Origin of the sequence: Bacillus sp. 3G2, from assembly GCF_044324725.1 — a bacterium.
In the GTDB taxonomy this organism is placed as follows: Bacteria; Bacillota; Bacilli; order Bacillales; family Bacillaceae_G; genus Bacillus_A; species Bacillus_A mobilis.
Window position 1 is genome coordinate 693,257 of the sequence record NZ_CP172246.1, and the last position, 26,640, is coordinate 719,896.

The following is a 26,640-nucleotide window of genomic DNA, read 5'->3' on the forward strand; positions in this document are numbered from 1 at the left end:
GGAAGGAAGAATAACAAATGAAATTCTTTATTGATACAGCAAATATTAACGAAATTAAAGAGGCAAATGCATTAGGCGTAGTAGCTGGAGTAACGACAAACCCATCACTTGTAGCAAAAGAAGGCGTAGATTTCCATGAGCGTATTCGTGAAATTTGTAGCTTTATAGAAGGACCTGTAAGTGCAGAAGTAATTAGCTTAGAAGCTGATAAAATGATTGAAGAAGGAAAAGAATTAGCGAAGATTGCTCCAAACGTTGTTGTAAAAGTTCCAATGACAACAGAAGGTTTAAAAGCAGTAAAAGCATTCTCAGATTTAGGAATTCGTACAAACGTTACATTAGTATTCTCAGCAGTTCAAGCATTACTTGCAGCTCGCGCTGGTGCAACATATGTTTCACCATTCTTAGGTCGTTTAGATGATATCGGTCATAACGGTATGGATTTAATTCGTCAAATCGCAGAAATCTTTGCAATTCATGGCATCGAAACAGAAATCATTGCAGCATCTGTACGTCACAGCGTTCACGTAACTGATGCAGCATTAAACGGTGCACATATTGCAACAATCCCAGCAAACGTAATTGCTTCATTAGTGAAGCACCCATTAACAGATCAAGGAATTGAGAAATTCTTAGCTGATTGGGAAAAAACACAAGAGAAATAATAGAAAATCAAGAATCCTAGTTTAATTGACTAGGATTCTTTTTTTATTTAAAAGAATTTTCATGCAATTTTGCATATTGTCTTTTAAATTTGTTATATAAACTATTTAATATATACAAATCACTCTTTATTTTTCATATTTTGATATAAAAGGATAGAGGGTCTGACCAGAAAACTGGAGGGCATGATTCTATAACAGAAAGCTTAATGTTTATAGAATTATGCCTTTTTATATAGGGAGGGTAGTAGTAAATAGAGCTTTCGACAAAAACGTAGCGATTTATCTGAATTTTAAGTTTTATACATAAAAGGAGAGAAATAGAATGAAAAGAAAAGCACCATTTAAAGTGTTGTCATCATTAGCAATTGCGGCAATTATCGGATGCACATCTGTAATGAGTACTCCGCTAGCATACGCAGAAACGCCTGCAAAAGAGAAAGAAAATGTATCTACAACATCAATTGATTACAATTTAATTCAAGAAGATCGTTTAGCGGAAGCGTTGAAAGAAAGAGGAACAATTAATCCAGCATCATCTAAAGAAGAAACGCAAAAAGCTGTAGAAAAGTATATTGAAAAGAAACAAGGCGATCAGGCAAATAAAGAAATTTTTCCAGCAGACACTGCTAAAGAGGCATCTGATTATGTGAAAAAAGTAAAAGAAAAGAAAATGGAAGAAAAGGAGAAAGTAAAGAAACCTGAAAAAAATGTGAGTCCTGAGAAAAAAACAGAACCAAATAAAAAACAATTGAATGGACAAGTCCCAACTTCTAAAGCAAAGCAAGCGCCTTATAAGGGCTCTGTTCGAACTGATAAAGTATTAGTATTACTCGTTGAATTTAGTGACTATAAACATAATAATATTGATCAAACACCAGGGTATATGTATTCGAATGACTTTAGTAGAGAGCATTATCAAAAAATGTTATTTGGTAATGAACCGTACACATTATTTGATGGTTCAAAAGTAAAAACGTTTAAACAATATTATGAAGAGCAGTCTGGCGGAAGTTATACGACAGATGGATATGTAACGGAATGGCTAACTGTTCCAGGAAAAGCGTCTGACTACGGTGCTGATGGTAGCAGTGGTCACGATAATAAAGGACCAAAAGGCGCACGTGATTTAGTGAAAGAAGCTTTACATGCAGCTGCTGAGAAAGGGTTAGATTTATCTCAATTTGATCAATTCGATAGATATGATACAAATGGTGATGGAAATCAAAATGAACCTGATGGTGTAATTGATCATTTAATGGTAATCCATGCTGGTGTTGGTCAAGAAGCTGGTGGCGGTAAATTAGGTGATGATGCAATTTGGTCACATCGTTCAAAATTAGCAGTAGATCCAGTAGCGATTGAAGGTACAAAATCAAAGGTAGATTACTTTGGTGGAAAAGTAGCAGCACATGATTACACAATTGAACCAGAAGATGGAGCAGTAGGTGTATTTGCACATGAATTTGGACATGACCTTGGCTTACCGGATGAATATGACACGAAATATACTGGAATGGGTTCACCTGTTGAAGCATGGTCATTAATGAGTGGAGGTAGTTGGACAGGGAAAATTGCAGGAACAGAGCCAACTAGTTTCTCACCACAAAATAAAGACTTCTTACAAAAGAATATGGGCGGAAACTGGGCAAAAATTTTAGAAGTAGATTACGATAAAATTAAGGGTGGAGTAGGAGTTCCTACATATATTGATCAAAGTGTTACGAAATCCAATCGTCCAGGCGTTGTACGTGTTAACTTACCAGGTAAAAGTGTTGAAACGATTAAACCGGAGTTTGGAAAGCATGCATATTATAGTACAAGAGGCGATGATATGCATACAACATTAGAAACACCATTCATTGATTTAACGAAAGGAACAAATGCAAAATTCGATTATAAAGCAAATTATGAGTTAGAAGCAGAGTGTGATTTTGTCGAAGTGCATGCAGTAACAGAAGATGGAACGAAAACATTAATTGATAGACTTGGAGAAAAAGTAGTCCAAGGAGATAAAGATACAACAGATGGGAAATGGATGGATAAATCATATGATTTAAGTCAATTTAAAGGGAAAAAGGTGAAACTACAATTCGATTATATTACAGATCCAGCTGTAACATATAAAGGTTTTGCGATGGATAATGTAAATGTAACTGTTGATGGACAAGTTGTATTTTCTGATGATGCAGAAGGACAGTCTAAAATGAATTTAAATGGTTTTGTTGTTTCTGATGGAACAGAGAAGAAAGCTCATTATTACTACTTAGAGTGGAGAAACTATGCGGGATCAGATAATGGGTTAAAAGCAGGAAAAGGCCCTGTGTATAATACAGGTCTTGTCGTTTGGTATGCAGATGATAGCTTCAAAGATAACTGGGTTGGGGTGCATCCAGGTGAAGGATTCCTTGGTGTGGTAGATTCTCATCCAGAGGCACTTGTTGGCAATTTAAACGGAAGACCAACTTACGGTAATACGGGCATGCAAATTGCAGACGCTGCATTTTCATTTGATCAAACACCAGCATGGAGTGTAAATTCATTAACACGTGGGCAGTTTAACTATTCTGGGTTACAAGGTGTTACCACTTTTGATGATTCAAAAGTATATAGTAACAAACAAATTGCAGACGCAGGAAGAACAGTTCCAAACCTTGGACTTAAATTCCAAGTTGTTGGACAGGCAGAGGATAAATCGGCAGGCGCTGTTTGGATTAAGCGTTAATAACATAAAAGCACATTCTTCCTATGAAGAGTGTGCTTTTTAATTTGTACAGTAAGTTATTATTTTAGTTTATGTAATACAAATGTCTGTTCACATGTAGTGTATCAAATTATGTGGAGAAAGGAAATATTTCCGAGGAAATTGTCGAAGTATCGTTGGTATTTATACACTTTTTTTGTAAAAGAAGAACTGTAGTATTGCCATTATAGTTTAATTTATTTACATTGTTATTTGGCTATACACAAAAGTAATATATTCGGCAATAAAAGAGCGCTATTAGATAGTGCTCTTTTTTATGGATAGAAAGGAGTGAGTTAAATGGAAGAAATAATTAAATGTCCACAGTGTGAAGGGAATATTACTACGCAACATATTATTGATTTACCGCATCCTTTTTCATTCAGGTGTCCACACTGTAAGGTCAGGCTAAAAGAAATGAGGATCACACCATGCTTAATATTAGCGGCAATTTGTATCATTCCGCTGTTTATTATAATTGGAGAGAGTAGTAAGGAATTACTGGTAAAATATTTTTCTATTATAGACGATGTACCAACTGTACTTATTTTCTTCTTATTTTGTTACCCATTGTATTATCTCTATGAAAAATATAATGCCATATTGTTTATTAAATACGGATTATTGAAAGTTAAAAGTTGAATAGGAGATTATCACTATGTTGTGGAAAGTTTATTTAGTAATTGTAGCGATATTGGCTATTACTTCGTTAGTAAGAGGTATGTTTCAAACACCAATTCAAAAGTTTGATTTTGTAGTGACTATCATTACATGGATTGGGCTATTTGGTTTTGTTTTTGATGTAGAGATAGTAATCCCACTCGTTTGGAAGTGCATCTTCGTGTTTAGCGTTATTTGGACTTTTACTGCAGTTTTTGTTTTACGTTTATATGAAGATAAGGATGACCCGCTACCTTTTATATTCAAATTAATTGGTATTATCCCAACTCTGCCATTATATTACGGACTATATCAATATGCATTTTAAAAAAAGACAATGATGGAATTAACCCATCATTGTCTTTTTTACTTTGCTTCTTACGTAAATCATACCGGCAAATGTTAATAAGAATGCAGTTCCAATAACGAAGCTGACGCTAGGTGATGCCCCGATTGCTCCAACTGTAAAAGATCCAGCAACAACTCCTAATGAGAAGAAAGCATAAAACAATCCGAATGCTTTTCCGCGTTTATCATCTGTCGTATTTTCAACAAGTAATGCATTTATTGATGGGAAAAGGATAGCGAATCCAATGCCATAAATCATCATAACGATAAAGAGCATACCTTTTGTTGCAAATAATCCAAGTAAAGATAACGCGAATGCCATTACTGCAATCCCAATTAACATTAGTTTTGAACGATTAAATCGATCGTAAATACGGTTTGTTGGCAGCAAGAAGAAGAGGATAGCGGTAATTCCGAATACACTTAACATCATACCTGTTGTAGATGCTTTAAGTGCTAATGCCTCAACTTTCACTGGGAGCATATACGTGACAATTCCTTGTGAAAACATTAGTGTGAAAGCACCAATATATGCTTGCAATAACGGTTCTGATTTCAATAGCTCAATCATATCTTCTTTGTTCATCATTTGTGTTCTTGAAGTATCTTTTCTTGATACGTTATTTGGTAAGAAGAATAGAGATACGATTGTACCAAGGACCATTAAAATAGAAATGGTAATGAACACCCACTCTATACCAGCGGTAGCTTTCATAATCCCACTGAAAGCGGGTCCTACAATTGCCGCTGTTCCAACAGCAGCACCAGATAGAGCCATTGCCTTACCTTGTCTTGCTGAATTTGTTTGTTTTGATAAAAACGTAAAGGCAGCAGGAATTAAAAATCCGTCACTAAATCCGTGCATAAAGCGCACAACTAATAGTTGTTCACCACTTTGAACAACGGTGTATAACAAGACTATGAAACTCGTAAGCCCCATGCTTATATAAAGTATTTTTTTTGCACCAAATTTATCGACAGCAGCGCCAGCAATAATATTACCGATCATATTAGCGAATGAGTACATACCGACAACTAGCCCAATAATAAGAGGAGATCCTCCAAGACTTTGAGCGAACGTACTCATAATAGGTAATTGTGAAAATGTATCTAGAAACGCTACGATAACAATAAAGTAAATAAAATATTTCAAGCGATATTCACCTCTCCTATGCTATTATGGCATACTGCTAATTTCAACCGCAATGAAATTGAATTAACAGATGTGGAAAAAAGTACAAAGTGACAAAATATTGAACATTATTTGTTAAAATTTAGTGGAAATGAGATTGTTTTTTTGAAATATATGGATGAAAGTATTATAATAGATTTGTAAACTTCACCAGGTTAAGTATATACGTAGAGAGGGATGTATAAAATGAAAGCACTACTTTGGCATAATCAACGTGATGTACGAGTAGAAGAAGTACCAGAACCAACTGTAAGACCAGGAGCAGTTAAGATTAAAGTTAAATGGTGTGGTATCTGCGGAACAGACTTGCATGAATATTTAGCAGGACCTATTTTTATTCCAACAGAAGAGCACCCATTAACACACGTAAAAGCACCGGTTATTTTAGGTCATGAGTTTAGTGGTGAGGTAGTTGAAATCGGTGAAGGAGTTACTTCTCATAAGGTGGGAGATCGCGTCGTTGTAGAACCAATTTATTCTTGTGGTAAATGTGAAGCTTGTAAACATGGACATTACAATGTTTGTGAACAACTTGTTTTCCACGGTCTTGGCGGAGAAGGCGGCGGTTTCTCTGAATATACAGTAGTACCAGAAGATATGGTTCACCATATTCCTGATGAAATGACGTATGAACAAGGTGCACTTGTAGAACCAGCAGCAGTAGCCGTTCATGCAGTACGTCAAAGTAAATTAAAAGAAGGGGAAGCTGTAGCAGTATTTGGTTGTGGTCCAATTGGACTTCTTGTCATTCAAGCAGCTAAAGCAGCAGGAGCAACTCCTGTTATTGCAGTAGAACTTTCTAAAGAACGTCAAGAGTTAGCAAAATTAGCAGGTGCGGATTACGTATTAAATCCAGCTACTCAAGATGTACTAGCAGAAATTCGTAACTTAACAAATGGTTTAGGTGTAAATGTGAGCTTTGAAGTAACAGGTGTTGAAGTAGTACTTCGTCAAGCAATTGAAAGTACAAGCTTTGAAGGACAAACTGTAATTGTTAGTGTATGGGAAAAAGACGCAACAATTACGCCAAACAACCTTGTATTAAAAGAAAAAGAAGTTATCGGTATTCTTGGATACCGTCATATCTTCCCAGCTGTTATTAAATTAATTAGCTCTGGCCAAATTCAAGCAGAGAAATTAATTACGAAAAAAATCACAGTAGATCAAGTTGTTGAAGAAGGATTTGAAGCACTTGTAAAAGATAAAACACAAGTGAAAATTCTTGTTTCACCTAAATAATAGAGAATAGTAAAAAGTAGCCCTTTTCTAGAAATAGAGGAGGGCTACTTTTTTTCTATACAGAAAGGTGATAGACTTTCCTTTAACTACAGGTATTTTGTTTGGAAGGGGAAGTCGAATGCTTTCATTTATGTTGACATTGAAACGGATGCTAAAAGCTTGTTTACGAGCGTGGAAAGATAAAGAATTTCAAGTGTTATTCGTATTAACATTTTTAACATTAACGTCTGGTACAATTTTTTATAGTACAGTTGAAGGATTACGTCCTCTTGATGCTTTATATTTTAGTGTGGTCACGTTGACGACTGTAGGTGATGGGAATTTTAGTCCGCAAACGGATTTCGGAAAGGTATTTACAATCTTATACATATTTATTGGGATTGGACTAGTATTTGGATTTATTCATAAGTTGGCAGTTAATGTACAACTGCCAAGTATATTATCAAGTAGAAAAAAAGAGTAAAGCATGTGGATGCTTTACTCTTTTTTACATTAGTTTAGACAAGTATTTGCAGTAGCTTAACAATACTTTATTACAATATAAGAGCATTCATTCATTATATTCACTATGTATAAAGTTATAATGATATGAAAATCTGCATATTTTAATTTAGTGATAGAAATTTCATGAAAGGTGGGATATTCTAGTCATAGGTTAACCGGACGATATCATAGGATCCTAACAAAAAGTTTACAATAATTCAATTATAAAATGGAGGATTTCAGATGAAAAAGAAAGTACTTGCTTTAGCAGCAGCTATTACATTAGTAGCTCCGTTACAAAGTGTTGCATTTGCTCATGAAAATGATGGGGGAAGTAAAATAAAAATAGTTCACCGCTGGTCTGCTGAAGATAAGCATAAAGAAGGCGTAAACTCTCATTTATGGATTGTAAACCGTGCCATTGATATTATGTCTCGTAATACAACACTTGTAAAACAAGATCGAGTTACACAATTAAATGAATGGCGTACAGAGCTAGAGAACGGTATTTATGCTGCTGACTATGAAAATCCTTATTATGATAATAGCACATTTGCTTCACATTTCTATGATCCAGACAATGGAAAAACATATATTCCACTTGCAAAGCAGGCAAAAGAAACTGGGGCTAAATATTTTAAATTAGCTGGTGAGTCATACAAAAATAAAGATATGAAACAAGCATTCTTCTATTTAGGATTATCTCTTCATTATTTGGGAGATGTAAACCAACCGATGCATGCGGCAAACTTTACAAATCTTTCATACCCACAAGGATTCCATTCTAAATATGAAAACTTTGTGGATACGATAAAAGACAATTATAAAGTAACGGATGGAAATGGATATTGGAACTGGAAAGGTACAAATCCAGAAGAGTGGATTCATGGAGCGGCAGTAGCAGCGAAACAAGATTACTCTGGAATTGTAAATGATAATACGAAAGATTGGTTTGTAAAAGCAGCTGTATCACAAGAATATGCAGATAAATGGCGCGCTGAAGTTACACCAATGACAGGTAAGCGATTAATGGATGCACAACGTGTTACTGCTGGATACATTCAGCTTTGGTTTGATACGTACGGAGATCGTTAAGTATTTAAAAAAGGTCAAATCTCATAATAGAGCATTTGGCCTTTTTATCACTATACACATGGAGGTATGAAACGTGAGAAGGAAATTGCTAAAAAGTATACTTAGCGTCGGAGTCGGTTTATCGGCTTTATATAGTGGATCCTTGGCTCAAGCGGCTACAAATCAAAATAACACTTTGAAAGTGATGACGCATAACGTGTACATGCTATCAACAAACTTATATCCGAACTGGGGACAAAGCGAGCGTGCTGATTTAATTGGGGCAGCGGATTATATAAAGAATCAGGATGTAGTTATATTAAATGAAGTGTTTGATAATAGCGCATCAGATCGTTTGTTAGGGAATTTGAAGAAAGAATATCCAAATCAAACAGCGGTATTAGGTCGTAGTAACGGAAATGAATGGGATAAAACGTTAGGCAGCTATTCATCTTCAACGCCTGAAGATGGGGGCGTTGCAATCGTGAGTAAATGGCCGATCGTTGAGAAGATTCAATATGTATTTGCAAAAGGATGCGGCCCAGATAATTTATCAAATAAAGGATTTGTATACACGAAAATCAAGAAAAATGATCGTTTCGTTCATGTAATTGGGACGCATTTGCAGGCTGAAGATAGTATGTGCGGAAAAACTTCCCCTGCATCTGTACGTACAAATCAGCTAAAAGAAATTCAAGATTTTATAAAAAATAAGAATATACCAAATGACGAGTACGTCTTATTTGGTGGTGATATGAACGTGAACAAAGTAAATGCAGAGAACAATAGTGATTCAGAGTACGCATCCATGTTCAAAACATTGCACGCTTCTATTCCATCTTATACAGGACATACAGCAACTTGGGATGCGACGACAAACAGTATTGCAAAATATAATTTCCCTGATAGCCCTGCCGAGTATTTAGATTATATTATTGCAAGTAAAGATCATGCGAATCCATCATTTATAGAGAATAAAGTATTACAACCGAAATCTCCACAGTGGACTGTTACATCATGGCTCAAAAAATATACGTATGATGATTATTCTGATCATTATCCAGTAGAGGCAACTATTTCTATGAAGTAGTCCTAAAAAAGTTTCTTCTTAAATAGGAAGAAACTTTTTTATTTTGTAGAGGAAATTCCAACTTTCTTTCCAATATGTATAAGACATGTTGAGAAGAGGAGAGAAAAATTGTGGATCGAGGAATTTTTAAAGAAGTTCCATTACCGTGTGCATTTTTGGATGAAGTGGCTTTAGATAGAAATATTCAATCGATTATAGAATTAAGTGGAAATAAGAAGATTCGTATAGCGAGTAAATCGTTACGTTCTGTTCCGGTTATGCAAAAGATTTTAGCAGCAAATGATCGATTTCAAGGTATTATGTGTTTCTCACCTAGGGAGGCTTTATTTTTAATTGCACAAGGATTCAATGATTTATTACTCGGATATCCTGCTTATGATGAAAGAGCTTTACATGAAATAAGTTTGCTAACAAAGCAAGGGCTCATTATAACTTGTATGGTGGATTGTGAAGACCATATTGTTTATTTAGAAAAAATTGCTGAGAAGTCTAAAGGGTGTTTTCGTGTTTGTTTGGATATTGATATGAGTAGTCGTTTTTTTCAATTTCATTTTGGGGTAAACAGATCACCGGTAAAAGGTGTGCAAGGTGCTTTGAAAATAGTAAAAAGGGTGAAAGAATCATCATTTTTAATACTAGATGGTGTAATGGGATATGAAGCCCAAATTGCTGGGATAGGAGATCATATACCGAATCAGCGAGTGAAAAGTAAAGTGATTTCGTATTTAAAGAAGAAATCGGTGTTAGAAGTTAAAGAAAGAAGAGGACATATCGTAAAAGAAATACAAAACCTAGGTATTGAACTAAGGTTTGTAAATGGGGGAGGAACAGGAAGTGTAAAAACAACCGAGCAAGATAACTCAGTTTCAGAGATTACAATAGGCTCTGCTTTTTATGCCCCGAAGCTGTTTGATTATTATAAAGAGGTGCAATTTCATCCAGCTGTCGGATTTGCTTTACCAGTTGTACGTAAACCAGCCCCGTATATTTACACTTGTCTAGGTGGGGGATATATTGCTTCAGGCGCAATTGGTAAAGATAAAGAACCTGAGATTTGGAGGCCAAATGGCGCCAAACTATTAGCTTTAGAAGGTGCTGGAGAGGTACAAACACCGATTTTTTATAATGGTGAGGAACGGGTAGAGATAGGAGATCCTATCTTGTTTCGCCATAGTAAAGCTGGAGAATTATGTGAGCGTTTTCCTTTTTTATATCGTGTGAAAGAAGGAGAGATTGTTGGGGAGTATTCAACATATCGGGGGGATGGCCAATGCTTTCTATAAAGGGACAAAAATGGAGAAATTGGACAGGGAATGTAGAAGGGACACCGCATTATACGATGTATCCAGAAAGTATACAAGATGTAGTAGAAGTGGTGGAACTTGCTCAAAAAAAAGGGAAGAAAATTCGTGTTGTTGGTTCAGGTCACTCGTTTACACCTCTTGTACAAACGGAAGAAATTTTAGTTTCTTTAGATGAATTGAAAGGTATTATGAATATCGATGAAGAGAAGATGGTTGCCGAAGTATGGGCAGGAACAAAGTTACATGATTTAGGGAAGTTACTTGCAGGAAAAGGTTATGCACAAGAAAATTTAGGGGATATTGATTCACAATCTATTGCAGGAGCGATTAGTACAGGGACTCATGGGACGGGTATTACCTTTGGAAGTTTATCAACACAAGTTATAGAGATTACCGCAGTTTTATCTACAGGTGAGAGTATAGTTTGTTCGGAAACTGAGAATGTGGAATATTGGAGAGCTTTTCAGTTGTCACTTGGGATGCTAGGTATCATTGTAAAGATAAAATTGAAAGTTATCAGGGCGTATTCACTTGTGTATGAAAGTGAAAAACAGTCATTATCTACTGTAATGAACAAGCTAGAAGAATATAAGAAGAATCGTCATTTTGAATTTTTCGTTTTTCCTTATTCAGATGAAGTGCAAGTGAAATTTACAAATGAAACAACAGGTAAAAAAAGTGATTTAAAATGGCATAAACTAAAGGTAGATTTGCTTGAAAATAAGATGTTTTCTTTGTTATCTAAAGGATGTAAATGGTTTCCTTTTATCAGTAAAGGTGTAAGTCGATTATCGGCTAAAGCTGTACCGAATACAAAAATAATTGGTCCGAGTTATGAAGTATTTGCTACATCGCGTGCGGTTCCATTTTATGAAATGGAGTATAGTGTTCCTTCAAAGTATATGCGGGCCGTTGTAGAAGAAATTTCAAACCTTATTGAAAAGAAAAAGTATAAAGTGCACTTCCCAATTGAATGCCGTTATGTGAAAAGCGATGATATATGGCTCAGTCCAGCGTATGGAAGAGATTCAGCGTATATTGCTGTTCATATGTATAAAGGTATGAAGTATGCGGCTTATTTTGGTGAGGTGGAGAAAATTTTTCTAAAGTATGAAGGCCGCCCGCATTGGGGGAAAATGCATACGTTAACGTACGAAAAATTACAAAATATATATCCAGAATTGCATTCGTTTCTAAAGGTGAGGAAGTTATTAGATGAGGCAGAAATGTTTTCAAACCCTTACACAGAAAAATTATTTACGATTATGAAAAAAAGCTGACAAAGTATTATTTGTCAGCTTTTTTTAGTATGATCGCATTTCTTGTTTGACTAATGTGCTCGTAAAATAGTAACTTATCACGACTAAATACATGTAATAAAACATGAATAATAAATAGACCGTTAATGACGAGTTGGAATAATAATATAACTACTAATACTAAAGGCTCTTTAAGATTTAAGATAGAGCTACTCGAAAGAATATAATTAATTCCACCTAAAATGAAATAGAATATACCGTAGCGGATGAATAATTCTTTTAGTGTAATACGCTCTGCTTGGCCTTTAATGTAAATCCGAAGCAATGCTTTTCCTATTGTTCTTCCATTTGTAAAGTATGGAATGATAATAAAGTAAATGAAGACTGAACATGTAATGAAAAGAAGTTCGTATACATTTGTATAAGATTGGATGTTAGCGATAAATAGTGAATTTCCTTTGTTTTTAATGAACGGTACAACGATAGATAAGAAAATCCAATCAATTTGCATAGCAATGAGACGACGAATAAATCCAACTGGTTTCGTTTCTAAATCAATATGAATATCTAGTTCACTTGTTTTCGGAAGGAAGTACGTAAATATTGGTGCAATGATAAAGCCAATTATACCGCCTAGTGTGTTTAAAAATAAATCATCAATATCAAATAAGCGATAGGCACAATTATAAATACCATATAATCCAGTTACTTGTGTTAATTCAAAGAACAGTGAAAGGCAAAAAGAAATACACACTGTTTGTAAGAAGCTACGTCGGAAATAATAGCGTAAGTACATACCAAATGGAACGGTTAATAGAACGTTAAAAGCGACTTGTAAAAACGCAGATTCCTTTAATAAATAGAAGTAGGTAGCTGGCTTCGTTAAAATTGCCGAGGTATGATTACTAATCTCTTGTATGAAATAAAATGGCGAGAGTTGCATATGTTGTGTATTAGCCGGTTGTAGGCTACAAGTATCATACGTTTGTGGTAATGGCAAAATCACAAGAAAATAGGCATTTAATACATAGAGTAATAGTGAATATAAAATAAATGAACGCCATTTATTCAAATAACCGTATTTGCGATAATTAAATATTAAAAAAGGGATTAATAGAAACATCGCTAAAATAGGAAATAAAATAAATGCTGTTTTTATTGGAAATAAATATGCAGTCAAAATGAAGCTCCTTTCAATGAAAATTCGTTTATCATTATAACGTTAAAAGAACCTTAAAACAAAATTAAAATATTTCGAAATAGAAAAATTACAAATTTCAATGGAATTAAGTTATACTAAATTTAATATAAGAATATTATGATTATCATTAGTTGAGAGAGGGTACAAGATATGCGATATGAGCTTTTTTCTGTAAGTGGGGATCATATTACAACTTTTGAAAGTGCATGGCATTTTCAGGAGGGAGAACAGATTTTTGTTCATGATAATCAAACAAAACGAAATTTTATTATTATCCGCCTAACGCATGATGTATTTCAACAAAATAAACATGTTATTCGTTTGTATTGTCAAGAAAAGAAAGTATACGCATAAAAGGGCCCCCCTTACTGCACAAAAAAGTAAGAGGGGCTTTATCATTATAAAGGTATAAAAAAGCGAGTCCTCCTAGTTTAATAGAATGACTCGCTTTTCGCTTTGTAAGTTTCACTTTATAAGAAAATAAGAGTAAGTACACCTACGATAATACAATAGAAAGAGAAATATTTTAAATTTCCTTTTGCCATAATGTTCATAAACCATTTTAACGAAATATATGTCATGATAAATGTTGCGATAAATGCAACGACATATGGTACGAATAATGTATCTAGGTTTGGATCTTTTGCAATGTCTGTAATACTTAGTAATAAACCACCTAAGCTAACAGGGATATATAGTAAGAATGAGAAACGAAGAGCTGTTTCTTGCTTCATACCAAGTAACATCGCTGCTACGATTGTTGCACCTGAGCGGCTTATTCCAGGAATTAGTGCGCAAGCTTGTGCTAATCCGATGATAATTGCATCTTTCATAGAAAGGTCGCCATCATTTTTACGTCCACGCAAGTTTCTAATAATCCAAAGACCGACAGCAGTAATAAGAAGGGAAATCCCAACCATCTTCACGCCTTTTAAGTACTGGTCGATATAGTCTTTAAATAAAACACCAATAACGCCTGCTGGAATGGTCGCAATAACAAGGTAAATAATAAAGAAGAAATCTGATTTTGCGTCTGCTGCTCTTGTAAATATATAAGATAGACCATTCTTCGTTAGACGAATTAAATCGTTTCTATAAATAAGTAATACAGCTAATAATGAAGCTGAATTAACAAGTAGTTCGAAGCTAAACCCTTCTATTTTTAGTCCTAGCAAATGCTGTGCTAAAACGAGGTGACCACTTGAAGAAATCGGAATTGGTTCTGTTAGTCCTTGGAACAGACCAAGAATTAAATATTTTAAAATGTAGTAAAATTGTTCCATAATAACCTCCTTGTTTATTAGTCGAAAGAAACAACTTGTCCATTATAACAAAGATACGGATGAATATTGAGAAGAAATAAATATTCGAAATATAATAAAAATCCCTTATAACAGTATAAGGGATTTTTATTATTAATGAGAAACTACTGTTTCTTCAAGACTTTTCGTTAATTGAACATCGACTTTCTCAGCATCATGAATATGATTCATAATAGTCGTATTTAACTTTTGGAACATTTGTTGTGTATTAGCGAATTCACGTAATATATCATCATTACAAGATTTTTGATTTTCAATAGCTTTAATAACATTTGTAGCACCGCTTTGTAACGTTTGAATCATAATTAAGATGTTTTCAATTCTAGCGTTTGTATCGGCACTCATTTCTACACCTTCATCGACTAAGTGTAAATTATCTTTTGTGTTATCGTATGCTTTTTCGATTTCTTCTTGAATTTTTTTCGTTAAGTTGCCGATGTTTTTTGTACTTTCGGCTGTACTTTCCGCTAGTTTTCTTACTTCATTGGCAACGACAGCGAATCCTTTACCGTGCTCTCCAGCACGCGCAGCTTCAATACTCGCATTTAATGCAAGTAAATTTGTTTGTGCTGCAATGTTTTGGATGACTTCTACAATTTGCTCGATTTCTTTTGAGCGCTCACTTAAATGATTCATACTGTTAGACGTGCGCTGAGATTGTTCACCTAATTTATTAATTACAATAAGTAAGCGATGAACAGATTCTTTTCCTTCATTAGAACAGTCAATAATTTCTTCAATTGATTGAATTAAGCTTTGTTCTTTTTGTAACATTTCATTATTCAATTCATTGGAATGTGTTGTACGCGTTGAAACATTTTCGAAACATGAGCTTAATTGTTGAACTAAATTTTGGAGTGTATTGTGCTGGTTATTTACAAGTTTATGTTCTTGAACAACGCTTTGTACACGATCGTGGATAGAAGAAATAGTCTCTAGTTGTTCGATATCTTTTTGTTTTAATTCTGCTTCTAGTTCTTGTATACGACTTTCTAATTGATCAATTTTATGTTGGAGTGATTTTTTTTGCGTAAACATATATTTATTTCAACCGCCTTTAGAAGTTATATTTTCTCTATATTTGGATTTTAGCATCTTTTATAATTTTTAAATATAGGAATTGTTAAATATTTAAGAATCTATTACATTTTATTCATAATTCCCTTTTTTTCGTCATGAAAAATAAACTGTATTTAATGGTATTGTAAACAAACTGTAAAATAAATCATGTATAACTGTATAAGAAGGGAGTCGGATTATGAACTATTTTAAGCGAATCAGTAGTCTAGTATTAGCAGGAATTATCGGTCTTTCTAGTACAGTCGCTGTAAAAGCAGAGTCAAACGACGAGAAACTTAACAACATGCAACAGCAATTGCAGCAAAACGATGCAGATATGCAAAAGAAAGAGCAAGAGAAGCAAGCTGTTAATAAAGAAATTCAAGGTATCGAAAACGAACTACATAATTTAAATAATACAATTGCAAAAAATAAAGAGGATCAAGCTGCTATTCAACGTAAAATCGATGAAACACATAAGCAGATTGAGCAAAAAAAGAATGAAATTGTCGTTTTAGAGGATAAAGTCCTTGCTCGTAAGGATATTATGAGAAAACGTATGGTTTCTGTTCAAAACAGTTCAAATACAAGTTTAGTAGTAGAAGTTGTAGTAGAGTCAAAAAACTTTGCAGATTTCTTACAACGTATGAACGCAGTTTCTACTATTCTAGAAGCAGATAAAGAAATTTTACGTCTACAAGAACAAGATCTTCGTCAAATTGAAGAAGATAAGAAAGCAATTGACGAGAAAGAAGCGTCTTTAGTAGTAGACAAACAAAAATTAGCAAAAGCACAAGCTGAGTTGCAAGATAACTTGAAAAAACGTCAAGATAACTTGCAAACAGTTCAAGCTAAATATAATGCGATTGCAAGCCAACTTAATTTAGCAGCAGAAGAAAAGGCTAAAATTGAGTCAAATATGAAGGCAGTTCAAGAAACAATTGCTCGTGAGCAAGAAGCGGCAAGAATTGCAGCAGAAGAGCGTGCAAAAGCAGAAGCAGCTGCAAAGGCTGAGCAAGAAGCGTTAGCTAAGGCGCAGGCAGAAGTTGCTGAACAGCAAAAGCAAAAGCAAGAGCAAGCTAGTAAGCCAGCACAAGCTAAAAATAATAATTCAAATGTAGAACCTGCACAACCTTCTAAGCCAACTGCTGGTGGAAAAGAACTTTATGTACATGCAACAGCTTATACAGCAGATCCAGGTGAAAATGGCTATGCACCAGGTCAACAAGTATATTCTGCATGGGGAGGCTATAATCTAACTGCAAACCCAGGAATGAAATTGATTGCGGTGGACCCATCTGTTATCCCATTAGGTTCTCGTGTATATGTTGAAGGATACGGAGAAGCAATTGCAGCAGATACTGGTGGCGCAATTAAAGGCCACAAGATTGATGTTTTAATGCCAGATAAAGCTTCGTCTAGTAATTGGGGCAGAAAAAATGTTAAGGTTACAATTTTAAACTAACACGTAATCCAACTTTACAATACGTAAAGTTGGATTTTTTTACAAAAACAATGTTAAGTTGAGTTTACATTTTGTTAAGGATAGCATACACTGAAAATGAGAGGTGGTAAATTTGTCCATTTTAAATAGGGTGAAGGAATTAAGAGCTCGGTTTAATTTTTCGCAAAGTGTATTAGCAGAAAAGGTTGGAGTGACGAGACAAACAATCGCTGCAATTGAAAAAGGGGATTATGTTCCTTCACTGTTATTAGCACTTACGATTTGTGATGTATTTGATTTAAAGATGGAAGACGTGTTTGTTTTAAATAAGGAGGGGAAAGAGGATGAATAGAATTGTTGCTTCGTATATTATAAATTTATTTTACAGTGTATTGGCATGCTGGGCATTCGTAGAGTTTTATGATTTTTATATACAGTTTGCTGATGTTATTAAAAATGAAAGTTTACCATCTAAAATAACAATGAGTTTGACACCTGTTGTATTAATATTTATTGTAGCCATCATATTAGCGTATTTTAAAAGATTGCATAAGAAGAAATATAACAAATCATCATTGCAATTATATCCTTTATTATTTCCCCAAGAGGATGAACGTGAGAAGGATATTACAGATAAAGCATGCCGCACAACATTTGTATCATTATGGTTTGTATTACCTTGTGCACTCGGTTTATTAATATTTACACCTGTAGCAAATTTATATATTTCGGCATATCCTTTATATGTTGTGTATTTAATTTATTTAATTCAAATGACAGTATTCCACGTATCACTATACAGAAATAAATTAGCTTGAAAAGAAACCTTCTTGCCGATGCAAGAAGGTTTCTTTTCAGCTTATACTTGTACATATAGCAATATTATCTTATCATTTTATATAGAGTAAGATTTTGTAAGGGAAAGGAATTGTATATGAATAAGCAAAGAATTTATAGTATAGTAGCAATCCTTCTATTTGTTGTAGGTGGTGTGTTAATCGGAAAGCCATTTTATGATGGATATCAGGCTGAAAAGAAACAGACTGAAAATGTACAGGCTGTTCAAAAGATGGATTATGAAAAACATGAGACGGAATTTGTAGATGCTTCGAAAATTGATCAACCAGACTTGGCGGAAGTAGCGAATGCATCATTAGATAAGAAACAAGTAATTGGTCGTATTTCAATCCCGAGTGTTTCATTAGAACTTCCGGTTTTAAAATCTTCTACTGAGAAAAACCTATTATCAGGTGCAGCAACGGTAAAAGAAAATCAAGTAATGGGAAAAGGGAATTATGCATTAGCAGGACATAACATGTCTAAAAAAGGTGTTTTATTTAGTGATGTAGCCTCTTTAAAAAAAGGTGACAAAATTTATTTGTATGATAATGAAAACGAATATGAATATGCAGTTACTGGTGTATCTGAAGTAACTCCTGATAAGTGGGAAGTTGTCGAGGATCATGGGAAAGATGAAATAACGCTTATTACATGTGTATCTGTTAAGGATAATTCTAAGCGTTACGTTGTTGCTGGTGATTTAGTAGGAACGAAGGCGAAGAAGTAAAAAAGATGAGGGGATTTCCCCTCATCTTTTTTTTAATCCATCCATTTCACTAGTTTCTTAGAAATTAGTAATAAAACACAACCTAATACAATTGCTACAGCTCCGATTACGGTAAATACTTCAGCATATCCAAGTGAAGTTGTGAAGCTTGCCAGTTGTCCACCTAAAATGTTGGCGATTCCTGAGCTTGCTAACCATACTCCCATTAATAAAGAAGCAAGTTTTACTGGAGCAAGTGCACTGACCATTGATAGTCCAACAGGTGATAAGAATAGCTCACCTAATGTATGGAAAAGATACGTAAAGACGATAAATAGTAAGTTTGCTTTTTCTGTAATGTTATGTTCATCACTACCTGTTTTTAATGTAGCGATAACGAGAATGATATAACCGATACCGAGTAGGATCATACCAAGTCCCATTTTTGTTGGGATTTTTAAATCCCCGCGCTTGCGAGTTGCAAGTTTTGCCCATAATGCCGAAATGACTGGAGCAAGTAAAATAATAAATAATGGATTGACCGATTGGAACCAAGATGTTGGAACTTCCCATCCGAACACAGAGCGGTCTACAAATTTGTTTGTATATAATGTTAATGAACTACCAGCTTGTTCAAAGCCAGCCCAGAAGAAGACAACAAAGCATGTTAAAATGACGATAACTGCGGTACGTTGTTTTTCTTTTTTTGTTAACGGTGTATCTCCTACTGATGGTTGTCCATCTGTTGTTTGTAAATCGCGAGTTGGTTTTTTACCGATATCACCAAGGAAGCGATTTGATAGTGTTGTAAATAAAATTTGTCCAATGATCATTCCGATTGAAGCGGCTAAGAATCCGTAACGGAATCCGTAATGTACGACGCCATCAACCGTTGTTTTGAATAAATTTTCTGATAAAAATCCGCAAACGAGTGGAGCTAAAAATGATCCGACGTTAATACCCATATAGAAAATGGTAAATGCACTATCACGTTTTGGATCATTCTCTTCGTATAATTCTCCAACAAGTGTAGAGATATTCGGTTTGAAGAATCCATTACCGATAATAATAAGCGCTAATCCGAGGTATAGGCCGACTTGGTTTTGCATGGCAAATAGTGTAAGGTTACCGATTGCCATTGTTATACCACCAATTGTGATCGCTTTTCGTCTACCTAGGAACCGGTCTGTTAAGTATCCACCAATCATTGGTGTGAAATAACAGGCTCCAGTATAAAATCCGTAAATAGAGAGTGCCCATGCGGGACTAAATCCAAGACCACCGCTTACTAAAGCTGTTGTTAAATATAATGTTAATAATCCTCGTAATCCATAATAACTAAATCTTTCCCACATTTCTGTAAAGAAGAGTAAGTATAAACCTGGAGGATGTTTCTTTTTTCTTTGTTGTTCTCTTTCTAGTTGTATCGCTGATTCCATGTTATTTTCCTCCTGACACAAACAAAAACAAAGTTAATAATTTTGTACATTTAATATTTTACCTTATTAACTATTATAAGTCAATAAAGGTTGATTTTTCAGAAGAAATTGGAAAAGAGATATAGCTATAGAATGGGTGTTTCTTTTATGTTAGACTATGGACTATGTTTTCTTTGTAAGGATACGGTTTATTGCACTTTTTTATATGTGAAATTGATTTCATAAAAGATGAAATTATAGAAGGAGAAAGAAATGAAATTGTTACAGAAAAAAGAAATTTTACTTATTAGTCTTATGTTATTCTCGATGTTCTTTGGAGCGGGGAATCTTATATTCCCACCTTTTCTTGGGTATGAAGCAGGAGAACATGTGTGGGTTTCATTAGTAGGTTTTATTATATCAGCAACAGGTCTTCCTATATTGGGCGTTATTGCGATTGCAAAAGCAGGAAGTTTTCAAACGCTAGCGGGTAGAGTTCATTCTTCATTCGCCATTATTTTTCCGTGTCTCGTGTATTTATTTATTGGACCAGGACTTGGTATACCACGTGCAGGAAGTTTAGCGTTTGAGATGGGACCAGGTCAGTTCTTCACAGAATCGGGAAGTATAGTTTTATTATGTTACACGGTTATTTTCTTTAGTATTGTGTACTGGTTAAGTTTATCACCGTCTAAATTAATGGGGTTGTTCGGAAAAGTTTTGACACCGTTATTATTAGGTATGATTGCCCTTATCTTTATAAAGAGCATGTTTACATCAGTAGGTAGTGTGAAAGAGGCTACTGGAAACTATGGACAAGCTCCTATGTTCCAAGGGTTTTTAGATGGATACTTAACGATGGATGCATTAGCAGCTTTAATTTTTGGGATTGTTATTGCAAATGCTTTACGTGCAAAAGGTATTGAAGATGATAAAGGTTTAGCGAAATATATGAGTGTTGCTGGAATTGGGGCAGGACTATTATTATCTATTATTTATGTCATACTTGGATATGTTGGTTCAATTAGCGGTTCGTTAGGTACATTTGATAATGGGGCAAATGTATTAGCACAAGTGATGACGACGTTATTTGGACAAGGTGGAGTCGTTTTATTAGGTCTTATTTTTACGATCGCGTGTTTATGTGTTTCAATTGGACTTGTTACATCTTGTAGTCAATTTTTCGCAAGTGCATTTCCGAAAGTAACTTATAAAGTTTGGGCATTTATATTAAGTTTTGTTAGTATGATTTTAGCTAATTTAGGATTAACACAAATTTTAAAAGTATCAGTACCGATTCTTGGATTTATTTATCCAGTTGCATTAACGCTTATTATTTTAGGGTTATTCCATAAGTATATTGGAAAGTATGCATACGTATATGCAGTAACAGTCGGGATTGTAGCGGTATTTAGTGCAATTGATATTTTCAATAAAAATGTGATGATGAATCAGTGGACATTAGTATTGAAATACATTCCGTTTTATACAGAAGGTGTGGGATGGATTGTTCCGGCTATTATAGGTGTTTGTATTGGCGTTATCGTGAGTATTGTTTTAAATAAGAAGAAATAAGCAAGAGGTGTTTTCCTATTTCGGAAAACACCTTTCTTTTTTGGGGAAAAGAGTATTGAAAACGAATAGACTAAGAGTATGATAAAGATAATTGGTAATATATAGGTTGAGTGAAAATCAGTGGTGAGGGGAGAGCTTATGAAGGAAGATTTAAATAAGAAAATAGAAGCACTCGAAACGACAATTGAAACGATGCAAGAAGCTCTTTTTGAATTGAAAGCAAAACAAAGAGAAATAGAAAATGCTCAGCAACATGTTAGGAAGGAAAAGAAAGAATGTATTGAAACGGTGATGGAGGAAAAGAAAAAAGAAAAAGTAGTTACAATAAAAGAGCCTGTGCAAGAACTTGAGATAAAACAAGTAGATATATCTGCTTTTAAACCAGAACCCTTTAATATTATTAAGTTTTGCCAAACTTGGTTACCACGCATATTTGTTGGCATTATGTTACTTGGAGTAATATGGTTATTTAAAGCAGGGGTAGATGCCGGATTATTAACACCAGCAATACGAATTGTGTTTGGTATTGTCCTATCAATCGGTTTTTATTATATAGGGGATATTCAAATTAAACGAGAGCGGCAAGCGTTGGGTTTAGTATTAGCAGGTGGAAGTATTACGGGTATAGTTTTAACGACATTTGCAGCACATTATTTATATGGATTTATTCCAGCAAGTGTTGCGTTTGTATGTAATATTGCATGGGTCATCTTAGGTATTTATGTAGCGAAGAGGTATCAATCGGAATATCTGACTATCTTCGTAGCGGTAGGAGCTTTCTTCGTACCATTCTTATTAAATAGTACGACTCCTAATCCTTATATTTTCTTTGGATATGAGACGATACTAACACTTAGCTTGTTATGGTATGCGTTGAAAAATCGTTATCAGTATTTATATATGATTTCTTATGTTGTTGCTGCTATTGTCCTTTTCGTCTTCTTTGCTATTATGTCCATGTTAGTAGAGGGTTTGCAAGTACAGTTAACAGTTGTTTATGGTTTGATTCACTTACTATTATTTTGGCATATGTTTACGGAGAGAAGTTTTATAGTAGAACCACGTTTGGCGATATTTAGTGCGAATGCAGTTTTCTTTATATTAGCCATTTCAAAAATACATGAATTTACAACATGGGGATTAATGATTAGCGCACTCGTGCACGCTATTATGTTCGTGTTTGAATATAGGAAGAATCGACATTCTACATTTACAAATCTTTTATTTGGTTTCGCAATGGTTGCATTTAGTTTAGCGATTTTATATGAATATAGTTTAGTGAATGCAGCGATTGTATTGTTATTACAAGGTTTCCTCGGTATGGTGACTGCTATTAAAGTAAAACAACAGGTGAAATTGTATGTTAGTGCGACGATTTACGCGATTGGAATGATACAGACTATTTTTAGCCCATTTGATCATTTCATTTCAGCTGGGTTCGTTGCTCATATTATTTTAATAGGTACATTTTATTACTGCATGAAACAAGCGAAAAATGTGTTAAGGAGCTTTGGAAAATATGTTTATTCTATAGCACTCTATTGGTTTATGGTTATCGTATTTATTGCAATTACTAGAGTTGGTGAAGTGCTTTCTACAGATGGAAGTATAATAAGCGTATCTGTATCGTTATTATGGATGGTATATGCATTATTTGCCGTTTGGCTTGGACGGAATAAAAATATGAATGAAATATTGTATGCCGGCTTAGTCGTGTTAGTCGTAACGATAGGGAAGCTATTCCTTTTGGACTTACCAGAAGTATCGATGATGATCAGGGCAGTGTTATTCTTAATAGTAGGTAGTATAGGTATCGTTATTTCAAGGATGTTTTTCTCAAAAGAAGAGAAGTAAAAAGAAGGCAATCCGTATGAGGATTGCCTTTTTTGTTATTTCTTATCAATTATTACAGCTTCATTGTATTTCGCTGTTGTATTTTGGCGTAGACGAAGCGTTGCTTGTCCAGTCGTATTTGGATTGATTTGCACATTTACAATCTTCTCAGCGGAACCTAAGCTGTTTGTTGTGAAAGAAAATGCACTGCTATATCCAAAAGTAGATGGCCAAGTACCATTTGTATTTTGAACTTTTGCTACTTGTGTACCGCCAGTAGTGAATATACCTAAAGAGTAATTAGTGTATGTTGTGTTTGGTAATAAGTTATTTACTTGAATTTTGATTTGGAACACTTCATTGTTTGGTAGAGTACTAGGGTGTGTAACTACGTAGTCGTTTGCTGTTACGGCACCGTTATAACCGTATGAACCTGCTTTAAAAGTATTTGTATTAAACCATTGATAACCTGCATTTGGTGCACTCCAAGGTTCAGGTTGTGGCTCAGTTGATAAGCTTGGTTGTTCAAATGTTTGTAAAGTGGTAGGTAGATCAAGTTGTAAACCATTTACTTGATCTAAACTTGTAAATGTTTCTTTATTCGATAGCCAATTTACGATATTTTCTAGTAAGATAGCATCGTTTTCTTCTTTATAACCATCGTAAGTTTTCTTTGTTTGGCCAGAATCTTCACGAACGTATTTTGGCGATGCATCCTCAACAGGAGAAGAGTCACCGATAAAGGCAGCTTTTCCAAGTCCTACTTTAGCGATAGCAGCATAAGGACCCTCTGCAATACCACCGCCGTTATAAACACCGCTATCAACAGCATTATTCCATTTTGACGGGTTTTCTGGAAGATAAACAAGTCCTTTTGCTAGTTTTGGGTTTGTGATTGCTAGAGTAGAACCAGCATGCATCGCTACAGATGAAACACCTTTTGTAATTCCGAATGATTGTTCAGGTGACACAATATTTTTAGCGGAAACATCACCAATTGCATTGTAGCGGAAGCGAATACCGAAGTTATCAGATAGCCAATCAGAGCTTTCTACTCCTTGCATAGCTTGTGAATTTGCTTCCTCGCTAGACATTCCTTTTGCTGGATTATCCCAAGCGCCGCGTCTATATCCATTAAATACTTCAGAAGAGTCCCAGCGATTTTTATTACGATCTGCATTATAATGATCTGCAATAAAGAAGATACTACCGCCGTTTTTCACATATTGTAACATTGCATCTTGTTCAGATTTCTTGTAAGGAATATTAGCTTCTGGAACGATAAATACATTGTAGTCTTTTAAATCTTCATACGTAATCGGTGTTGATTTGCGAAGTTCTTTTACATGATATCCGTTTTGGGCAATACCGTTTCCGAAGTCAGAAAAGCCGCCATCGATAACCCAGTCAGCGGTCCCGGCAGTTTGACCGTGTGTATTATCGAATAAGACTTTCTTCCCGCTATTTTGATTTACAACTTTTGCAGCAATTTCAGGTGCTGAGTCTACTGAGCTTTCGGCATAAGTAGACGGAATGAATGAAGCTCCTATACTTAGTGTAATTGCTGTTGCTAAAGAAAATGTAATCCATTTTTTATTCTTCATAGAAGAATCCCCCTAATAAACATATTTGCTTTAATAATGTAATCTATTTTTTTATGGAAAGAAAGATAGAAAATATTAAATAGTGTAAAGATATCGTTAATTTAATTGAGAAATATTTGTGTGAATAATGAAAAAATCCCTTCCTAGTAAGTAGGAAGAGATTTTGGGCTTAACTAATTTTGGAATTAGGTGTTTCATCAATTTTATGGAACCCTTTCATATAATACACGATAGCTAAACCAATAAGCCAAATTGGGCCAACAATTAATGCAATTCTTGTATCTTCTGAATACGCCATTATACCTAATACTAGTGCAAGGAAAGCGAGTGAGAAATATGAACTTAATGGATATAAAGGCATTTTATATGATAGCTTGTCCTTTTTATCAGTTTGCAATCCTTTACGGAATTTAATTTGAGCGATTAAAATGATGCCCCAAGTCCAAATTGCCCCGAAAGTTGAAATACTAGTAAGCCATGTAAATACTTTTGCAGGTACAAGATAGTTTAATATAACACCAACGAGTAAAACGATAGCTGTTGCTACAATCCCTTGACTTGGAATGCCGTTTTTATTTAAACGACCGAATCTTTCAGGAGCTTTCTTCTGCTGAGCTAATGTATATAGCATACGGCCTGTACTAAATAAACCACCATTACAAGAAGAAAGAGCTGCTGTTAATACGACAAAGTTAATAATCCCTGCTGCTTTTGCGATACCGATTTGCTGGAATGTTAAAACGAATGGACTTCCTTTCTCACCAAGTTCGTTCCATGGATAAATTGCCATCATAACGAATAGAGCCCCAACGTAGAACAGTAATATTCTCCAAAATACGTTATCGATTGCTTTTGCGAGTGTTTTTTTCGGATTTTGAGCTTCACCTGCTGTAACACCGATTAATTCAACGCCTAAATAAGCGAATAACACCATTTGTAAAGAGAGCAATAACCCAGAAAAACCATTCGGGAACCAGCCACCATGTGACCAAAGGTTTGAAATACCAGTAGCGATACCGCCGTTTCCGAATCCGAATAAAATAATACCAGCTCCAACAATTATCATACAGATAATTGTGACAATTTTTATGAGAGCAAACCAAAATTCAAGTTCTCCAAATACTTTTACGGATAAGAAGTTGAAAGCACTCATTAATAATAGAGCGAGTAACGCCCAAGTCCAGCGTGGGATATCTGGGAACCAGTACTGCATGTAGATACCAGCTGCTGTAATTTCAGCCATACAAGTAACAACCCATAAGAACCAGTAGTTCCAACCGGTAATGTAGCCAGCTAGTGGTCCAAGGTAATCAGAAGCATATTTACTAAAAGAACCGGCAACAGGTTGTTCAATTGCCATTTCTCCGAGCGCTCGCATAATGAAAAAAATAACGAGTCCAGCGATCATATAACCTAGTAGAATAGAAGGGCCAGCTAGCTTAATAGCAGAAGCGGATCCTAAAAATAGTCCAACGCCAATAGCTGAACCGAGTGACATTAAAGTAATATGTCGTTCTTTTAAACCTCGATTTAAAGTTCCAGATTTGTTTGTGTGCTGCATAAGAAGAATCCTCCTTGTAGAGT

General features: G+C 34.8%; 23 protein-coding genes and 1 pseudogene. 17 read left to right on the forward strand and 7 right to left on the reverse strand.

The features are described 5' to 3' along the window. The first annotated feature begins 17 nt into the window (after nt 1-17). The 4 genes from fsa (at nt 18) to ACHZK0_RS03465 (ending at nt 4,393) form a co-directional block, all read left to right on the forward strand. Nucleotides 18-665, forward strand: coding sequence for a fructose-6-phosphate aldolase (fsa, locus tag ACHZK0_RS03450; protein WP_000667666.1), 648 nt, complete (start codon nt 18-20; stop codon nt 663-665). 322 nt (nt 666-987) lie between these two features. After that, the gene (gene inhA2 / locus ACHZK0_RS03455; protein WP_262741571.1) at nt 988-3,387 is read left to right on the forward strand and encodes a M6 family metalloprotease immune inhibitor InhA2; all 2,400 of its coding nucleotides are present in this window, start codon (nt 988-990) and stop codon (nt 3,385-3,387) included. 318 nt (nt 3,388-3,705) lie between these two features. Continuing rightward, on the forward strand, nt 3,706-4,047 hold the full coding sequence (locus ACHZK0_RS03460) for a hypothetical protein (RefSeq protein WP_395761157.1): 342 nt from the start codon (nt 3,706-3,708) through the stop codon (nt 4,045-4,047). A gap of 16 nt (nt 4,048-4,063) precedes the next feature. After that, on the forward strand, nt 4,064-4,393 hold the full coding sequence (locus tag ACHZK0_RS03465) for a hypothetical protein (protein WP_262741569.1): 330 nt from the start codon (nt 4,064-4,066) through the stop codon (nt 4,391-4,393). Between the two features lie 18 nt (nt 4,394-4,411). Here the strand turns inward: ACHZK0_RS03465 and ACHZK0_RS03470 are convergent, their stop codons facing one another. Beyond that, complete coding sequence (locus tag ACHZK0_RS03470; protein ID WP_063261557.1) at nt 4,412-5,566, reverse strand: MFS transporter; 1,155 nt, start codon at nt 5,564-5,566, stop codon at nt 4,412-4,414. Between the two features lie 225 nt (nt 5,567-5,791). On the opposite strand from ACHZK0_RS03470, the gene bdhA reads away from it, so the two are divergent. From bdhA to ACHZK0_RS03500, 6 genes are all read left to right on the forward strand, one after another. Then, complete coding sequence (bdhA, locus tag ACHZK0_RS03475) at nt 5,792-6,844, forward strand: (R,R)-butanediol dehydrogenase (RefSeq protein ID WP_000645834.1); 1,053 nt, start codon at nt 5,792-5,794, stop codon at nt 6,842-6,844. Nucleotides 6,845-6,962: 118 nt separating this feature from the next. After that, nucleotides 6,963-7,307 carry a potassium channel family protein gene (locus ACHZK0_RS03480; RefSeq protein WP_073517263.1) on the forward strand — a complete coding sequence of 115 codons (345 nt, stop codon included), beginning with the start codon at nt 6,963-6,965 and terminating at the stop codon, nt 7,305-7,307. Nucleotides 7,308-7,570: 263 nt separating this feature from the next. After that, on the forward strand, nt 7,571-8,422 hold the full coding sequence (gene cerA / locus ACHZK0_RS03485) for a phospholipase CerA (protein WP_270342006.1): 852 nt from the start codon (nt 7,571-7,573) through the stop codon (nt 8,420-8,422). A 73-nt stretch (nt 8,423-8,495) separates the two neighbouring features. Beyond that, nucleotides 8,496-9,491: a sphingomyelinase C gene (sph, locus tag ACHZK0_RS03490; RefSeq protein WP_395761158.1), complete on the forward strand. Its 996-nt coding sequence runs from the start codon at nt 8,496-8,498 to the stop codon at nt 9,489-9,491. Between the two features lie 110 nt (nt 9,492-9,601). Then, the gene (locus ACHZK0_RS03495) at nt 9,602-10,774 is read left to right on the forward strand and encodes an amino acid deaminase/aldolase (RefSeq protein WP_262741566.1); all 1,173 of its coding nucleotides are present in this window, start codon (nt 9,602-9,604) and stop codon (nt 10,772-10,774) included. After that, on the forward strand, nt 10,762-12,075 hold the full coding sequence (locus tag ACHZK0_RS03500; RefSeq protein ID WP_395761159.1) for a D-arabinono-1,4-lactone oxidase: 1,314 nt from the start codon (nt 10,762-10,764) through the stop codon (nt 12,073-12,075). Before ACHZK0_RS03495 ends, ACHZK0_RS03500 begins: the two co-directional genes overlap by 13 nt. A gap of 7 nt (nt 12,076-12,082) precedes the next feature. On the opposite strand, the gene ACHZK0_RS03505 is transcribed toward ACHZK0_RS03500, so the two are convergent. Continuing rightward, nucleotides 12,083-13,234 carry a VanZ family protein gene (locus ACHZK0_RS03505; RefSeq protein ID WP_262741564.1) on the reverse strand — a complete coding sequence of 384 codons (1,152 nt, stop codon included), beginning with the start codon at nt 13,232-13,234 and terminating at the stop codon, nt 12,083-12,085. Nucleotides 13,235-13,405: 171 nt separating this feature from the next. Here ACHZK0_RS03505 and ACHZK0_RS03510 point away from each other — a divergent pair, with 171 nt between their 5' ends. After that, nucleotides 13,406-13,609, forward strand: a complete 204-nt coding sequence (locus ACHZK0_RS03510; protein WP_262741563.1) for a hypothetical protein — start codon at nt 13,406-13,408, stop codon at nt 13,607-13,609. 116 nt (nt 13,610-13,725) lie between these two features. Here the strand turns inward: ACHZK0_RS03510 and ACHZK0_RS03515 are convergent, their stop codons facing one another. Both ACHZK0_RS03515 and ACHZK0_RS03520 read right to left on the reverse strand, forming a co-directional pair. Further along, nucleotides 13,726-14,538 (reverse strand): undecaprenyl-diphosphate phosphatase, encoded by an 813-nt coding sequence (locus ACHZK0_RS03515; protein ID WP_262741562.1) that lies wholly within the window; start codon nt 14,536-14,538, stop codon nt 13,726-13,728. 132 nt (nt 14,539-14,670) lie between these two features. Then, nucleotides 14,671-15,189, reverse strand: a pseudogene (locus tag ACHZK0_RS03520) (methyl-accepting chemotaxis protein); the annotation flags it as partial. A gap of 646 nt (nt 15,190-15,835) precedes the next feature. Between ACHZK0_RS03520 and ACHZK0_RS03525 the strand changes: the two are divergent. The 4 genes from ACHZK0_RS03525 (at nt 15,836) to ACHZK0_RS03540 (ending at nt 18,647) form a co-directional block, all read left to right on the forward strand. Beyond that, nucleotides 15,836-17,101, forward strand: a complete 1,266-nt coding sequence (locus tag ACHZK0_RS03525) for a 3D domain-containing protein (RefSeq protein WP_270342008.1) — start codon at nt 15,836-15,838, stop codon at nt 17,099-17,101. A gap of 112 nt (nt 17,102-17,213) precedes the next feature. Next, a complete protein-coding gene (locus ACHZK0_RS03530; RefSeq protein ID WP_262741559.1) occupies nt 17,214-17,432 on the forward strand; it encodes a helix-turn-helix transcriptional regulator in 219 nt (72 codons plus the stop codon). Continuing rightward, nucleotides 17,425-17,898: an RNA polymerase gene (locus ACHZK0_RS03535; protein WP_071721041.1), complete on the forward strand. Its 474-nt coding sequence runs from the start codon at nt 17,425-17,427 to the stop codon at nt 17,896-17,898. Before ACHZK0_RS03530 ends, ACHZK0_RS03535 begins: the two co-directional genes overlap by 8 nt. Nucleotides 17,899-18,014: 116 nt before the next feature. Further along, nucleotides 18,015-18,647, forward strand: coding sequence for a class A sortase (locus tag ACHZK0_RS03540; RefSeq protein WP_071721043.1), 633 nt, complete (start codon nt 18,015-18,017; stop codon nt 18,645-18,647). A gap of 32 nt (nt 18,648-18,679) precedes the next feature. Here the strand turns inward: ACHZK0_RS03540 and ACHZK0_RS03545 are convergent, their stop codons facing one another. Then, nucleotides 18,680-20,065 carry a peptide MFS transporter gene (locus ACHZK0_RS03545; RefSeq protein ID WP_000443151.1) on the reverse strand — a complete coding sequence of 462 codons (1,386 nt, stop codon included), beginning with the start codon at nt 20,063-20,065 and terminating at the stop codon, nt 18,680-18,682. A 252-nt stretch (nt 20,066-20,317) separates the two neighbouring features. On the opposite strand from ACHZK0_RS03545, the gene brnQ1 reads away from it, so the two are divergent. Then, entirely contained in the window at nt 20,318-21,619 is a 1,302-nt protein-coding gene (gene brnQ1 / locus ACHZK0_RS03550; protein WP_395761160.1) for a branched-chain amino acid transport system II carrier protein BrnQ1, read from the forward strand. A gap of 138 nt (nt 21,620-21,757) precedes the next feature. Further along, a complete protein-coding gene (locus ACHZK0_RS03555; RefSeq protein WP_395761161.1) occupies nt 21,758-23,473 on the forward strand; it encodes a DUF2339 domain-containing protein in 1,716 nt (571 codons plus the stop codon). A 35-nt stretch (nt 23,474-23,508) separates the two neighbouring features. On the opposite strand, the gene ACHZK0_RS03560 is transcribed toward ACHZK0_RS03555, so the two are convergent. After that, nucleotides 23,509-25,056 carry a DNA-binding protein gene (locus ACHZK0_RS03560; protein ID WP_395761162.1) on the reverse strand — a complete coding sequence of 516 codons (1,548 nt, stop codon included), beginning with the start codon at nt 25,054-25,056 and terminating at the stop codon, nt 23,509-23,511. 169 nt (nt 25,057-25,225) lie between these two features. Beyond that, on the reverse strand, nt 25,226-26,617 hold the full coding sequence (locus tag ACHZK0_RS03565; protein ID WP_071721050.1) for an amino acid permease: 1,392 nt from the start codon (nt 26,615-26,617) through the stop codon (nt 25,226-25,228). Nucleotides 26,618-26,640: the final 23 nt, after the last annotated feature.